The following is a 14184-nucleotide window of genomic DNA, read 5'->3' as shown; positions in this document are numbered from 1 at the left end:
GAGGTCGGGCCGGCCGGTGACCCCGGTCGGCCCGCCCCCAGGCCCCCCTCAGACCAACAGACAGACTCTCGAATCACGAAAGAGGGCTTGACGACCAGTGCTTGACGTCAACTTCTTCGACGAGCTCCGCATCGGACTGGCCACCGCCGACGACATCCGCCAGTGGTCGCACGGCGAGGTGAAGAAGCCGGAGACCATCAACTACCGCACGCTGAAGCCGGAAAAGGACGGCCTTTTCTGCGAGAAGATCTTCGGTCCCACCCGGGACTGGGAGTGCTACTGCGGTAAGTACAAGCGCGTCCGCTTCAAGGGCATCATCTGCGAGCGCTGCGGCGTCGAGGTGACCCGCGCCAAGGTGCGCCGTGAGCGGATGGGCCACATCGAGCTGGCCGCCCCGGTCACCCACATCTGGTACTTCAAGGGTGTCCCGTCCCGCCTGGGCTACCTGCTCGACCTTGCGCCGAAGGACCTCGAGAAGGTCATCTACTTCGCCGCCTACATGATCACCTGGGTGGACGACGAGCGCCGTCAGCGCGACCTCCCCTCCCTGGAGGCGCACGTCTCGGTCGAGCGTCAGCAGATCGAGAACCGCCGCGACGCCGACCTCGAGGCCCGGGCCAAGAAGGCCGAGTCCGACCTGGCCGAGCTGGAGGCCGAGGGCGCCAAGGCCGACGTCCGCCGCAAGGTGCGCGAGGGCGCCGAGCGCGAGATGAAGCAGCTCCGCGACCGCACCCAGCGCGAGATCGACCGCCTGGACGAGGTGTGGGCCCGCTTCAAGAACCTCAAGGTCCAGGACCTCGAGGGCGACGAGCTGCTCTACCGCGAGCTGCGCGACCGCTTCGGCACCTACTTCTCCGGCTCGATGGGCGCGGCGGCCCTCAAGGACCGCCTGGAGTCCTTCGACCTGGGCGAGGAGGCCGAGCGCCTCCGCGAGATCATCCGCACCGGCAAGGGCCAGAAGAAGACCCGTGCGCTCAAGCGCCTCAAGGTCGTCTCCGCCTTCCTGCAGACCAGCAACAAGCCCAAGGGCATGGTGCTGGACTGCGTCCCGGTGATCCCGCCGGACCTGCGTCCGATGGTCCAGCTCGACGGTGGCCGCTTCGCCACCTCCGACCTGAACGACCTGTACCGCCGCGTCATCAACCGCAACAACCGCCTGAAGCGGCTTCTCGACCTCGGCGCGCCCGAGATCATCGTGAACAACGAGAAGCGCATGCTGCAGGAGGCCGTCGACGCGCTGTTCGACAACGGCCGTCGTGGCCGTCCGGTCACCGGCCCGGGCAACCGCCCGCTGAAGTCCCTCAGCGACATGCTGAAGGGCAAGCAGGGTCGTTTCCGTCAGAACCTGCTCGGCAAGCGAGTCGACTACTCGGCCCGTTCGGTCATCGTCGTCGGCCCGCAGCTCAAGCTGCACCAGTGCGGTCTGCCGAAGGCCATGGCGCTGGAGCTCTTCAAGCCGTTCGTGATGAAGCGCCTGGTCGACCTGAACCACGCGCAGAACATCAAGTCGGCCAAGCGCATGGTCGAGCGCGCCCGCCCCGTGGTGTGGGACGTCCTCGAAGAGGTCATCGCCGAGCACCCGGTGCTGCTGAACCGTGCGCCCACCCTGCACCGCCTCGGCATCCAGGCCTTCGAGCCGCAGCTGGTCGAGGGCAAGGCCATCCAGATCCACCCGCTCGTCTGCACCGCGTTCAACGCGGACTTCGACGGTGACCAGATGGCCGTGCACCTGCCGCTGTCCGCGGAGGCGCAGGCCGAGGCCCGCATCCTGATGCTGTCCTCGAACAACATCCTGAAGCCGGCCGACGGTCGTCCCGTCACCATGCCGACCCAGGACATGGTGCTGGGCCTGTTCTTCCTCACCTCGGACCGCGAGGAGGTCAAGGGCAAGGGCCGTTCCTTCTCCTCGACCGCCGAGGCGATCATGGCCTTCGACGCCCGCGAGCTGGACGTCCAGGCCCCGATCGACCTGCGCATGCCGGCCGGCACCGTGCCGCCGCGCGGCTGGGTCGCGCCGGTGGACGAGGACGGGCAGCCGACCTGGACCGAGGGCGAGCCGTTCCGGATCTCCACCACCCTGGGCCGCGCGCTCTTCAACGAGCTGCTGCCCGAGGACTACCCGTTCGTCGACTACGAGGTCGGCAAGAAGCAGCTGTCGGCGATCGTCAACGACCTCGCCGAGCGCTACCCGAAGGTCGTCGTCGCCGCGACGCTCGACAACCTGAAGGCGGCCGGCTTCCACTGGTCGACCCGTTCCGGTGTCACCGTCTCGATCTCGGACGTCATCGTCCCGCCGAGCAAGCCCGCCATTCTGGAGGGCTACGAGGCGCAGGCGGAGAAGGTCCAGAAGCAGTACGAGCGCGGTCTGATCACCGACAACGAGCGCAAGTCCGAGCTGGTCGGCATCTGGACCCGGGCGACCAACGAGGTCGCCGACGCGATGGCCGCGAACTTCCCGAAGACGAACCCCATCTTCATGATGGTCGACTCGGGCGCGCGCGGAAACATGATGCAGATGCGTCAGATCGCCGGTATGCGTGGTCTGGTGTCGAACGCGAAGAACGAGACCATCGCGCGTCCCATCAAGGCCTCGTTCCGTGAGGGCCTGTCCGTGCTGGAGTACTTCATCTCCACCCACGGTGCCCGTAAGGGTCTGGCCGACACCGCGCTGCGTACCGCCGACTCGGGTTACCTGACCCGTCGTCTGGTGGACGTCTCGCAGGACGTGATCATCCGCGAGGAGGACTGCGGCACCGAGCGCGGCCTCAAGCTGGAGATCGGCCAGGTCGGCGCGGACGGTGTGCTGCGCAAGGCCGACGACGTCGAGACCAGCGTGTACGCCCGCATGCTCGCCGAGGACATCACTGTCGACGGCAAGCTGATCGCGACCGCCAACACCGACCTCGGCGACGTCCTGATGGACGAGCTGATCCGGAACGGCGTCAGCGCGGTCAAGGTCCGCTCGATCCTGACCTGTGAGTCGGCGGTCGGCACCTGTGCCTTCTGCTACGGCCGTTCGCTGGCCACCGGCAAGCTGGTCGACATCGGTGAGGCGGTCGGCATCATCGCCGCCCAGTCCATCGGTGAGCCCGGTACCCAGCTGACCATGCGTACCTTCCACACCGGTGGTGTGGCCGGTGACGACATCACCCAGGGTCTGCCCCGTGTTGTCGAGCTCTTCGAGGCCCGTACCCCGAAGGGTGTCGCCCCGATCTCCGAGGCGGCCGGCCGGGTCCGGATCGAGGACACCGAGAAGACCCGCAAGGTCGTCGTCACGCCGGACGACGGCACGGACGAGATCGCGTACCCGGTCTCCAAGCGCGTCAAGCTGCTGGTCAGCGAGGGCGAGGCGGTCGAGGTCGGCCAGAAGCTGACCGTCGGTGCCACCAACCCGCACGACGTGCTGCGGATCATGGGCCAGCGTGCCGTCCAGATCCACCTGGTCGCCGAAGTCCAGAAGGTCTACAACTCGCAGGGTGTGTCGATCCACGACAAGCACATCGAGATCATCATCCGGCAGATGCTCCGCCGCGTGACGATCATCGAGTCGGGCGACGCCGAGCTGCTGCCGGGCGAGCTGGTCGAGCGCGGCCGCTTCGAGCAGGAGAACCGCCGCGTGGTGTCCGAGGGCGGTCACCCCGCCTCCGGCCGTCCGCAGCTGATGGGTATCACCAAGGCCTCGCTGGCCACCGAGTCCTGGCTGTCGGCCGCCTCCTTCCAGGAGACGACCCGGGTGCTCACCGACGCGGCGATCCACGCCAAGTCGGACCCGCTGCTGGGCCTCAAGGAGAACGTCATCCTCGGTAAGCTCATCCCGGCCGGTACGGGTCTTCCCCGCTACCGCAACATCCGGGTCGAGCCGACCGAGGAGGCCAAGGCCGCGATGTACTCGGCCGTCGGCTACGACGACTACGACCTGTCGCCGTTCGGCGCGGGCTCCGGTCAGGCCGTCCCGCTGGACGACTACGACTACGGTCCGTACACCGGCTGATCCTTCGGCTGATCCGCAGGGCGGTCACCCCACTCGGGGTGGCCGCCCTGCGGCGTTTCCGGCCCGCGTTTCACCTAGGGCCTGTCCGGCCGATCTTGCCGGGCGCGCGACGCCGGATCATCCCGCCTGGAAGCACCGGCAAACCATCCAAGTACACCCAGTACGAGGACGGTTCGCCGGCACTCCCAGCCGGGCGCCCGACGCCGCACGCTGATCCGACAAGATCGACCGGACAGGCCCTAGGGGATCCCCCTGGGGACGGAGGCGGTCGAACCACTCCGTGGAGGGAGGCGCCGGGGCCCCGGGGGAGGGGAGACTTGGGGAAGTCGAAAGGAGGCCGCGGTGAAGCGGATCATGGGGGTGGCGGCGGTCGTGGGACTGCTGGTGGTCGGGGCAGTGGGCTGCGGGCCGTGGGGCGACCAGCAGCGCAAGACGGTGTCGTACGAGGTGCCCGGGCAGGTCGATCAGCTGGTGGTCGACGGGACCAGTGGGGGGATCGACGTCCGGGTCGACGACGGGCCGGTGCGGGTGGTGGAGAAGCGGTCCTGGCGGGACGAGGAGCCGCAGGGCACCCACGAGCTCAAGGACGGGGTGCTGAAGCTGACGTACTCCTGCGACAACTGCGGGATCGGGTACGAGGTGCACGTCCCGGCCGGCACGAAGCTGAAGCTCAGCCAGACCAGCGGCGGCATCCAGCTGCACGACGTGGCGGGCGACGTGGACGCCAAGGTGTCCTCCGGCGGGATCAACGCCTTCGGCCTGAAGTCCAAGAACGTGAAGCTGTCCGTGGAGTCCGGCGGGGTGGAGGCCCGGTTCGCCGAGGCGCCGACCCGGGCGGAGGTGTCCACCGAGTCCGGCGGCGTGCAGGTGAAGGTGCCGTCGGGGGAGCAGTACCAGGTGGACGCGCGCGCCAACAGCGGCGGCACCGAGGTGAAGGTGCCCTCGACCCCCGGCGCGCCGCACGTCGTGATCGCCCGCGCCGACAGCGGCGGTGTGCAGGTGTACAACAGCTGACCGGCTGCCGCGGCTGTCGGTGGCAGGGCCTAGATTGAGGCGTGTCGGCAGGTGGCGAGGGCCCCGCCGGCACCCCCCGAACTCTGTGCCCGAAAGGGGCGTCGGCCATGTCTGCCACGGTTTCCGCGGACCCGCAGGTGACCTACCTGGAACTCTCCGAGGACCAGGGAAGTGCCCACAAGTTCTACGAAGTCACCGTCAAGGGCGCGGAGTTGACGATCCGCTACGGACGGATCGGCGAGCCGGGCACGACGAAGACCACGCTCTGCCCGAGCGCGGAGAAGGCCGCCGCCACGGCCGCCAAGAAGATCGGCGAGAAGGTCCGCAAGGGCTACGCGCCGGCCGTCCAGGGCGTCCGCCAGCGCCGGGCGGTGACCCGCCGGCAGATCACCTCGACCCGCTCCACCGCCCGCCAGGCGCCGCTGCTGTGGCGCTTCCGCTCCGGCTCGCCCGCGTTCGGGGTGTACGTCGGCGAGGAGCACGCCTGGGTCGGCAACGAGAGCGGCGACGTCTACACGCTGACCCGGGACGGCGAGGTCACCGGCCGGTTCGGCCTGCCCGACGGCGTCAAGTGCATCGTCGCCGACGACTGGTGGATCTACGCGGGCTGCGACGACGGCAAGGTGTACGACCTGGGCGGCAAGGTGCCGCGGGTGGCGTACGAGATCGCCCAGGACGTGGACATCTACTGGCTGGACATCCACGACGGCGTGCTAGGCGTCGCCGACGCGCGCGGCGGGCTGACCACCGTCGACCACGAGGACGAGTTCCAGTGGCGGCGCAGCGCCCAGGGCTCGGCCGGCTGGATGGTGCGCTGCGACGCCGACTCCGTCTACCACGGCTACTCGGCGGGCGTCACCCGGTACGCGAAGCGCGGCGGCGACCAGCAGTGGCACACCCGCACCAAGGGCCAGGTGCTGTTCGGCTGGCAGGAACGGGACGAGGTGTTCGCCGGCACCTCGCAGGGCTGGGTGCACCGGCTGCGCAAGTCCGACGGCGCCGAGGTCACCGCGTACAAGTGCGACGCCGCGGTGTTCTCCTGCGCGGCTTCCCCGGACGGCGAGTACGTGTTCGCCGGCGACAACCACTCGTCGGTGTACTGCTTCGCCGCCGACGGCACCCGGCTGTGGAAGCTCGGCACCGGCTGCGGCTCCGCGTACAGCATGCAGTACCGCGACGGACGGCTGTACGTGGTCACCACCGACGGCTCGCTGGCCTGCCTGGACGCCTCGCCGGGCGCCGTCCAGGCCGCCGAGCAGGGCACCCTGCCGGCCACCGCCGAGGTCACCGGCCGCGGCTTCACCCGGGTGGAGTCGTCCGCGGTGCTGGAGACCGTCAGCGTCACCGCGGCGGCCGGCAGCGGCGTCGAGGTGGAGTGCGTCGCCGACGGCAATCGGCTGCGGGTGCGGGTGGTCTCGCCCGGCTTCGACCCGTCCTGGCGGGTGCAGTTCCCCAAGGACGTCCGCATCGCCGGGGCGCGCTACCTGGTGGCGGAGGTGCGGGAGTCCGCGTCCGGCGGGTTCTACCGGGCGCGCGGAGAGATCAAGCGGCTGCTGTGACGCCCCGGCATTGACGCCTCGTCAGGGCGCTCCCGGTCGGGGGCGCCCTTCGGCGTTCCCGGGGGCGGGGAGAGGGACGGTGGCCGCCGCCGACGATGCGAGAGGATGCGCGAATGGGGAAGTGGATGGAAGGCCTGCTGGCCTGGGGGAGGGCCCGGCCGTGGGCGGTGGACGCGCCGCTGGTCGCGCTGGCGGTCTGCGTCTCGGTCACGGGCGTGTGGACCGACCCGTACGGAGCGGGCGGGAAATGGTGGGCGTACGCGCTGGCGCTGGCCGGTTCGGTGCCGCTGTGGTGGCGGCGCCGGGCGCCGTGGGCGGTGCTCGGGATGTGCGCCGTGCCCACCATGGCGCTGTCCGCGCTGGCGCACTTCGCGATGCCGCAGATCCAGGTCGCCATGGCGGTGGCCATCTACACCGTCGCCGACCGGGGCAAGGACTGGCAGCGGGCCGTGCTGCTGGCGTCCTGCGTGATCGGCAACGTGATCGGCACCCGCTCCTTCGACGGCCTGCTGTTCAGCCTGCTGGTGTCCGTCGGCAGCTTCTTGGTCGGCTCACTGGTGCGCGAACTGCGCCGGCTGGCCGGCGTCGAGGCCGAACGCGCCCGGCAGGTCGGACTGCGCGCCGCCAGTGACGCCGCCCGGGCCGTCGCGGAGGAACGCGGCCGGATCGCCCGCGAGATGCACGACATCCTCGCCCACGCCGTCTCCCTGATGGTCGTCCAGGCCGAGGCCGGGCCGCTGGTGGTGCGCACCAACCCCGACCGGGCGATCCGCGCCTTCGACGCCATCGCCGACTCCGGACGCGACGCCATGGTCCAGCTCCGGCGGGTGCTCGGCGTGCTCAAGGAGGACGGGGCGGCGCCCGCGGTCGCGCCGCAGCCCCGGCTGGCCGAACTCGCCGGGGTCCTCGACCGCGTCCGCGAATCGGGCGTCGATGTCGACGCCCGCATCGAGGAGGCCGGCCCCGCCGAGGTGCAGGCCGCCGCCTACCGGATCGTCCAGGAAGCCCTCACCAACGTGGTCAAGCACGCCGGGGCGAGCCGGGCGGTGGTCCGGGTCGGCGTCCGCGACGGCACGGATCTGACCGTCTCCGTCGCCGACGACGGGAGCGGCCCTACTGCTGCGGCCGGCGCCGGGATCGACGGGCGCTCCGGCGGACGCGGCCTGCTCTCCATCCGGGAACGCGCGGCCGCCTGCGGCGGCAGCGTCGAAACCGGCCCCCGACCCGACGGCCCGGGCTACCTGGTGGCCGCCGTGCTGCCGCTCAACGCCTGAGAGAGGAAGTTCAGTTGCCCATACGAGTGGTGATCGCCGACGACCAGGAACTGGTCCGCGCCGGATTCGGCATGATCCTCGACGCCCAACCCGACATCGAGGTGGTCGCCGAAGCCGGCGACGGACAGCAGGCGATAGAGGCTGTGCGCAGCTTTGATCCCGACGTGCTGCTGCTCGACGTCCGGATGCCGGTGATGGACGGGCTGGAGGCGGCGCGCCGGGTCTGTGCCGAGTTCCCCCGCTGCAAAGTGATCATGCTGACCACCTTCGACGTCGATGATTACGTGTTCGACGCGCTGTACGCGGGGGCCAGCGGCTTCCTGCTCAAGGATGTCCGCCGCGACGACCTCGCCCACGCCGTCCGCGTCGTCACCTCCGGCGAGGCCCTGCTCGCTCCGTCCGTCACCCGCCGGGTCATCGGCGAAGTCACGGCGCGCAAGGCGGGCGGGGCGCTGGCCGTCTCCCGGCCGCTGAGTCTGCTCCTGGGCACCCTCACCGCCCGCGAGCTGGAGACCCTGCGGCTGGTCGCCCGGGGCATGTCGAACGCCGAGATCGCCGCGGAGCTGGTGGTCAGCGAGCACACGGTCAAGACGCACGTCAGCAACCTGCTGCAGAAGCTGGGGCTGCGGGACCGGGTACACGCGGTGGTGTTCGCGTACGAGGCGGGGGCCGTGACGGCAGGGGAGTGAAGGCGTGAAACCGGGGAGAGCACAACCGGGGGCGCGGGGAACTGCGCGACAAGCGCACACCACGTCCGAAAGGTCGCGATCAAGTGCAGGTCATTGTCCTGCGTCGCGATCTTGCGGTGGGGTTCCTCCCGCTTCGCGCAGTTCCCCGCGCCCCTGTTTTCGCGCCCACCCGCGTTCTCTCCTACCTGAGAGGGATGCGGACCTTTCACCGTCGCGGGGGAGTCGCGCCGCTGGCCGCCACGGCAGGGTTGGGGGTGTCGAAAAGGGCACTCACGCAAAGGGGTTGGGCGAGATGGTGACGGGGCGTCGGGCGCTGGGATGGGCCGCGGGGCTGCTCGCGGTGTACGGGGCGGTGCGGTTGGTGCCGGGGTCGCGGGGGGTGGGGCCGGGCTGGACGGTCGGGCATGTCGCGCTGTTCGCGGGGATGGTGCTGATGGGTCTCGGCATGGTGGAGCTGTGGCGTCTCGGCGGTGAACGGGGGGCCTGGGGCCGGGTCTGGCTGGGGGCGGGTCTCGCGGGGGTGGTGGCCGGCCTCGCGCAGAGCGGCATCGACCTGTACGCCAACGCGGTCTCGCAGGACTACGCGGCGCGTTCGGACCTGTTCGAGCGGATTCAGTCGGTGCCGGGGGTGATGCCGCTGGTGTACACGGTGGTGCCGATGCTGCTGTACGTGGGGCTGCTGGCGCTGCTGGTGCGGCTGACGGTGCGCGGGGTGGTGCGCTGGTGGAGCCCGGTGCTGGTGCTGGCGGGCACGGTGCTGATGGGGGCGTCGCTGGACTTCATGCCGGTCGGCGCGGTGTTGTACCTGGTGGCGTTCTGGCCGGTGATAACGGATGGTCAGAACCGGCCGCGAGCCGTACCGTCCGGGGCATGAGCGAGAAGCGTCCGCTGGTGGCGGTGTTGACGGGGGCGGGGATCTCCACGGACTCGGGGATTCCCGACTACCGCGGCCCGCAAGGGCTTTGGCAGCGCGACCCGAGCGCGCAGGAGATGGTGACGATCGGCCCGTACCTGGCGAGCACGGAGGTACGCCGCCGGTCCTGGCTGATGCGGCGGGACGCCGGTGCGATCGGTGCCAGGCCGAACGCCGGGCACCGGGCGCTGGTGGATTTGGAGCGGGCGGGCGTGCCCATGCGGGTGCTGACGCAGAACGTGGACGGCCTGCACCAGGCGGCCGGGCTGCCCGCCCGGAAGGTGATCGAGCTGCACGGCACCGCCACCGAGGTGCAGTGCGCCCGGTGCCGGGTCGTCAGCCCGATGGAGGCGGCGCTGGAGCGGGTCGCGGCGGGGGAGGACGACCCGGCGTGCGAGCAGTGCGGCGGGGTGCTGCGTCCGCGCACCGTGATGTTCGGCGAGACGCTGGACGAGAAGGTGCTGGCGCAGGCGGACGCGGTCGCCAAGGCGTGCCAGGTCTTTCTGGCGGTGGGCAGTTCGCTCCAGGTGAGGCCGGCGGCGCTGCTGCCGCGGATCGCGCTGGAGCACGACGCCCGGCTGATCGTCGTCAACGGCGAGCCCACCGCCTGGGACGAGGCGGCGCACGAGGTGATCCGCGAGCCGATCTCCGAGGCGCTGCCGAAGCTGGTGCGGCGGCTGGTGAACGGCGACCTGTCCCGGGGCTGAGGGTAAACCCGCAGGTCGGAGCGCATACGATGGCGATCTGACGAGCAGGAGGACAACTCCATGGCGCTTGATGCCTTCGACCCGTGGTCGGCCGAGTTCGTGGCCCACCCGTACCCGGCGTACGCGGTGCTGCGTGAGCAGTCGCCGGTCGTCCACTACGCGCCGAGCGACCAGTGGCTGATCTCCCGGTACGCGGACGTCAACGCGCTGCTGCGGGACCGGCGGCTGGGCCGCACCTACACGCACCGGTTCAGCCACGAGGAGTTCGGGCAGCCCGCGCCGAACCCGGCGCACGAGCCGTTCCACACCCTCAACGACTACGGCCTGCTCGACCTGGAGGGCCCCGACCACACCCGGATCCGGCGGCTGGTGGCCAAGGCGTTCACCCCGCGCATGGTGGAGTCGCTGCGCCCGACCGTGCGGCGGCTGGCCGGCGAACTGGTCGACGGGCTGCTCGCCGACGGCGGCGGCGACCTGATCGCGAAGGTCGCCGAGCCGCTGCCGGTCGCCGTGATCGCCGAGATGCTCGGCGTCCCCGAAGCGGACCGGCACCTGCTGCGGCCCTGGTCCGCCGACATCACCGGCATGTTCGAGCTCAACCCGGACCAGGACACCGCCCGTCGCGCGGTCACCGCCAGCCTCGAATTCTCCGCATACCTGCGGGAGTTGATCCGCCGCCGGCGCGAGGAACCCGGCACCGATCTGATCAGCGCGCTGGCCCAGGCCGCCGAGGACGGGCAGGTGCTCAGCGAGCAGGAGATGATCTCCACCTGCGTGCTGCTGCTGAACGCCGGCCACGAGGCGACCGTCAACACCACCGGCAACGGCTGGTGGGCGCTGCTGCGCAACCCCGGCGAACTCGCCCGGCTGCGCGGCTCGGTGGACGAACTGCTGCCCACCGCGATCGAAGAGCTGATGCGCTACGACACCCCGCTGCAGATGTTCGAACGCTGGGTGCTGGAGGACATCGAGGTCGGCGGCGTCCGGATCCCGCGCGGCTCCGAGGTGGCGCTGCTGTTCGGCTCCGCCAACCGCGACCCCGAACGCTTCACCGACCCCGACCGGCTCGACCTCGGCCGCACCGACAACCCGCACATCACCTTCGGCGCCGGAATTCACTTCTGTCTCGGCGCGCCGCTTGCCAGACTCGAACTCACCGAGTCCTACGGCGCGCTGCTCCGCAAGGCCCCCGGGCTGACGCTGGTGCGCGAACCCGAGTGGAACCCCGGCTACGTGATCCGCGGACTGAAGGAACTGCTGGTCGAGGTCTGAGAGGGGCATGCCGTGGGGCGGGCGACAGGAACGATGCTGGGGCTGGCGATCGGCGACGCCCTCGGCAGGCGCACCGAATTCCTGAACCTGGACGAGATCGGGCTGCTCAGCCCCGACTGGCGGAATCTCCCGCTGCCGAAGAAGGCCCAGGTCACCGACGACACCCAGATGACACTGGCGCTCGCCCGCGCCCTGCGCACCGGCCTCGCCGAGGGCCCGCTCGTCCCGCTGCGCCTCGAACTGCCGCTGCGCGAGGAGTTCGTGGACTGGTGGCGCTCCCCGGACAACAACCGGGCCCCCGGCATGACCTGCCTGCGGTCCTGCTTCCGGCTGTCCACCGGCCGCCCCTGGCAGGACGCGTCCGACATCGGCTCCAAGGGCTGCGGCGCGAACATGCGGGTCGCCCCGCTCGGCCTGGTCCGGGAGCTGACGGACCGGCAGGTGTCCGGCGCCTCCCAGTTGCAGTCCGGCCTCACCCACGGCCACCCGACCGCGCTGGCCGCCAGCGAGCTCACCGCGTTCACCGTCCGCTGGCTGGCCCAAGGCACCGACCCTTCCGAACTCCCCGCCCGGCTGCGTGCCCACGCCCACCAACAGCGCACCCACTACGACGAGTTCTGGCTCGGCGACCTCGCCTCGCGGGACCACTTCGGCTCGCCCGGGGAGTTCATCGCACGCGGCTGGGACGAGTGCCTCCAGGCCCTCGACCGCCTCGACGCCGCGCTCGCCGCCGGTGAAGTCGACGCAGACCCGTGCGAGCGGACCGGCGAAGGCTGGGTCGCCGAGGAGGCGTTCGCCACCGCCCTGCTCTGCTTCCTGCTGCTCCCCGACGACCCGGTCGCCGCCGTCCGCCGGGCCGCCGTCTCCTCCGGCGACTCCGACTCCCTGGCCTGCCTGGCCGGCGCCTTCGCCGGTGCCCGGCACGGCGCGGGCGGGTGGCCCCAGGACTGGGTGGAGCGGATCGAGTACCGCAAGGAACTGCTCGCTTTCGGCGCGCTCTGGGACTGACCCCGGCGCCGTCAGCCCAGCCCCATGGCGGCGAGCCACTCCGGGAAGCCGGTCAGCAGGTGGTCGTACAGGTCGGCGTCGGTGTGGGCGCGCGGGTCCTGGCCGGCGGGGAAGAAGCCGGCGTTGTCGACCGGGCGGCGGGCCGGGACGGGGAGTTCGTCGAGGCGGCGGAGGAAGGCGAACTCCTGGTCGGCGGGGTCGCCGAAGCCCACGAACTGCCAGTAGAGCGGGAGTTCGGCGGCCAGGCAGAGCATGTCCCGGGCCGCCGCGCGCGAGGTCGGGCCGCCGTCGGTCTGGAACACCACCAGCGCGGGGTCGGTGGCGCCGGAGAGCTGGTAGTGGCGGATCACCGCCTTCATCGCCAGGTGGTAGTTGGTCCGGCCCATGTGCCCCAACGAGGAGTGCAGGCGGCCGATCCGGCCCAGGTGGTCGTCGAGCGAGATCTCGGCGACGCCGTCCACCCCGGTGGAGAAGAAGACCACCGGCACCCGCCCGTCGTCGTCCAGGTGCGCCGAGAGCGCCAGCACCTGCTCGGCGAAGTGCTGGACGGCCCCGGAACGGTAGTGCGGACGCATTGAGCCGGAGCGGTCGAGCACCAGGTAGACGGCGGCCCGGGCGTGCTGGAGTCCGCGCTTGGTCAGGCTCACCCGCGCGGACTTGTACAGGTCGACCAGGCCGGGCGCGGTGGCCGACACCTTCTCCGGACTCAGCGCCACCCCGTCACCCGACCGGCAGCGGATAGCGGTCGGCGAGCGCCGCCCGGTCGCCGCGGGCGAGGGCCACCAGGTCGTCGGCCACCTGCAGGAGCACGTCCCGGCCCTCGACGATCGCGCACCAGTCGGCGGGCAAGCCGGACAGGCCGTACAGCGCGCCGACCAGGTTGCCGCAGACCGCGCCCGTGGAGTCGCTGTCGCCGGAGTGGTTGACCGCCAGCACCAGGGCGTCCCGGGCGTTCGTGGTGACCAGCGCCGCGTACACCGCGATCGCCAGGCACTCCTCGGCGATCCAGCCCAGGCCGACCCGCTCCACCGTCTCCGCCGAACCCGGGCCCTCCTCGGCCACCCGCACCGCCCGGTGCAGGGCCTGCGCCGTCTCGGTGTGGGACGGCACCGCCGCCAGCTGCGTCAGCGTCGCGGAGAGCGCCTCCCGCAGCGGCATCCCGGCGACGACGCGCTCGATCAGCGCGGCGAACGCGCCCGCCGCCAGGTAGCCGGTCGGGTGACCGTGGGTCAGTTGCGCGGCCAGCGCGGCGCGTCCGAACGCCTCGTCGGGGCCCATGCCGAGCAGACCGAACGGGGCCGAGCGCATCACCGTCCCGCAGCCCTTCGACTGCGGGTTGACCGGGCCCTCCTGACCGAACGGGACGGCATCCGTGTAGTCCAGCACCACGCCCGACATGCAGGCGTTGCCCGGGGCCCGGGAGGCGTACAGGAGCGGCTGTGAGGCCAGCCAGCCGTCCGGGAGGATCGGCCGGTTCTGCCGCTGGGTCTCCAGCCAGCGCCGGTACGCGGCGTGCAGGTCCCGGCGGCGGCCGCCGCGCAGCAGGCCCTCCGCGGTGAACAGCGTCATCTGGGTGTCGTCGGTGAAGTGGCCGTCGCGGTCGCCGTTCGCCAGGTCGGTCAGGCCCGCCTCGCCGAACTGCCGCTGGATGTTCTCCCACCGCAGGAACTCGATCGGCCACCCCAGCGCGTCGCCCAGCGCACCGCCGACCAACGAGCCGCGGACCCGCTCCGAGAACTCCATCCCCATCCCCCCCT

11 protein-coding genes are annotated in these 14184 nt (G+C 71.2%); 9 read left to right on the top strand and 2 right to left on the bottom strand.

Annotation, left to right across the window (positions count from 1 at the left end; translation table 11 throughout):
* Positions 1–97: 97 nt before the first annotated feature.
* From ACFV18_RS25120 to ACFV18_RS25080, 9 genes are all read left to right on the top strand, one after another.
* Positions 98–3991, top strand: a complete 3894-nt coding sequence (locus ACFV18_RS25120) for a DNA-directed RNA polymerase subunit beta' (RefSeq protein WP_380486793.1) — start codon at positions 98–100, stop codon at positions 3989–3991.
* Between the two features lie 342 nt (positions 3992–4333).
* Entirely contained in the window at positions 4334–5005 is a 672-nt protein-coding gene (locus ACFV18_RS25115; protein WP_380486791.1) for a DUF4097 family beta strand repeat-containing protein, read from the top strand.
* 107 nt (positions 5006–5112) lie between these two features.
* Positions 5113–6564, top strand: coding sequence for a WGR domain-containing protein (locus ACFV18_RS25110; protein ID WP_380486790.1), 1452 nt, complete (start codon positions 5113–5115; stop codon positions 6562–6564).
* A 113-nt stretch (positions 6565–6677) separates the two neighbouring features.
* Complete coding sequence (locus ACFV18_RS25105) at positions 6678–7838, top strand: sensor histidine kinase (protein ID WP_380486788.1); 1161 nt, start codon at positions 6678–6680, stop codon at positions 7836–7838.
* A gap of 14 nt (positions 7839–7852) precedes the next feature.
* On the top strand, positions 7853–8527 hold the full coding sequence (locus ACFV18_RS25100; protein WP_380486785.1) for a response regulator: 675 nt from the start codon (positions 7853–7855) through the stop codon (positions 8525–8527).
* A 292-nt stretch (positions 8528–8819) separates the two neighbouring features.
* Positions 8820–9401 (top strand): hypothetical protein, encoded by a 582-nt coding sequence (locus ACFV18_RS25095; protein WP_380486783.1) that lies wholly within the window; start codon positions 8820–8822, stop codon positions 9399–9401.
* A complete protein-coding gene (locus ACFV18_RS25090; RefSeq protein WP_380486781.1) occupies positions 9398–10147 on the top strand; it encodes an NAD-dependent deacetylase in 750 nt (249 codons plus the stop codon). The genes ACFV18_RS25095 and ACFV18_RS25090 overlap by 4 nt, the downstream gene beginning before the upstream one ends.
* 60 nt (positions 10148–10207) lie before the next feature.
* Positions 10208–11419, top strand: coding sequence for a cytochrome P450 (locus ACFV18_RS25085; protein ID WP_380486779.1), 1212 nt, complete (start codon positions 10208–10210; stop codon positions 11417–11419).
* 33 nt (positions 11420–11452) lie between these two features.
* Positions 11453–12427: an ADP-ribosylglycohydrolase family protein gene (locus ACFV18_RS25080; RefSeq protein ID WP_380486777.1), complete on the top strand. Its 975-nt coding sequence runs from the start codon at positions 11453–11455 to the stop codon at positions 12425–12427.
* Between the two features lie 11 nt (positions 12428–12438).
* Here ACFV18_RS25080 and ACFV18_RS25075 read toward each other — a convergent pair whose 3' ends face one another.
* Both ACFV18_RS25075 and ACFV18_RS25070 read right to left on the bottom strand, forming a co-directional pair.
* Positions 12439–13143, bottom strand: a complete 705-nt coding sequence (locus ACFV18_RS25075) for a VWA domain-containing protein (RefSeq protein ID WP_380486775.1) — start codon at positions 13141–13143, stop codon at positions 12439–12441.
* Between the two features lie 4 nt (positions 13144–13147).
* Complete coding sequence (locus tag ACFV18_RS25070) at positions 13148–14170, bottom strand: ADP-ribosylglycohydrolase family protein (RefSeq protein ID WP_380486774.1); 1023 nt, start codon at positions 14168–14170, stop codon at positions 13148–13150.
* Positions 14171–14184: the final 14 nt, after the last annotated feature.

It is taken from the genome of Kitasatospora sp. NPDC059673 (genome assembly GCF_042734215.1).
Lineage (GTDB): Bacteria > Actinomycetota > Actinomycetes > Streptomycetales > Streptomycetaceae > Kitasatospora.
This window is presented reverse-complemented; position numbering and strand designations above follow the sequence as displayed.

What these genes read in the sequence shown, in the direction of transcription:
- ACFV18_RS25110 (WP_380486790.1), top strand. Translation starts at nt 5,113, where the DNA reads ATGTCTGCCACGGTTTCCGCGGACCCGCAGGTGACCTACCTGGAACTC.
- ACFV18_RS25105 (WP_380486788.1), top strand. Translation starts at nt 6,678, where the DNA reads ATGGGGAAGTGGATGGAAGGCCTGCTGGCCTGGGGGAGGGCCCGGCCG.
- ACFV18_RS25095 (WP_380486783.1), top strand. Translation starts at nt 8,820, where the DNA reads ATGGTGACGGGGCGTCGGGCGCTGGGATGGGCCGCGGGGCTGCTCGCG.
- ACFV18_RS25090 (WP_380486781.1), top strand. Translation starts at nt 9,398, where the DNA reads ATGAGCGAGAAGCGTCCGCTGGTGGCGGTGTTGACGGGGGCGGGGATC.
- ACFV18_RS25085 (WP_380486779.1), top strand. Translation starts at nt 10,208, where the DNA reads ATGGCGCTTGATGCCTTCGACCCGTGGTCGGCCGAGTTCGTGGCCCAC.
- ACFV18_RS25080 (WP_380486777.1), top strand. Translation starts at nt 11,453, where the DNA reads ATGCTGGGGCTGGCGATCGGCGACGCCCTCGGCAGGCGCACCGAATTC.
- ACFV18_RS25070 (WP_380486774.1), bottom strand. Translation starts at nt 14,170, where the DNA reads ATGGAGTTCTCGGAGCGGGTCCGCGGCTCGTTGGTCGGCGGTGCGCTG.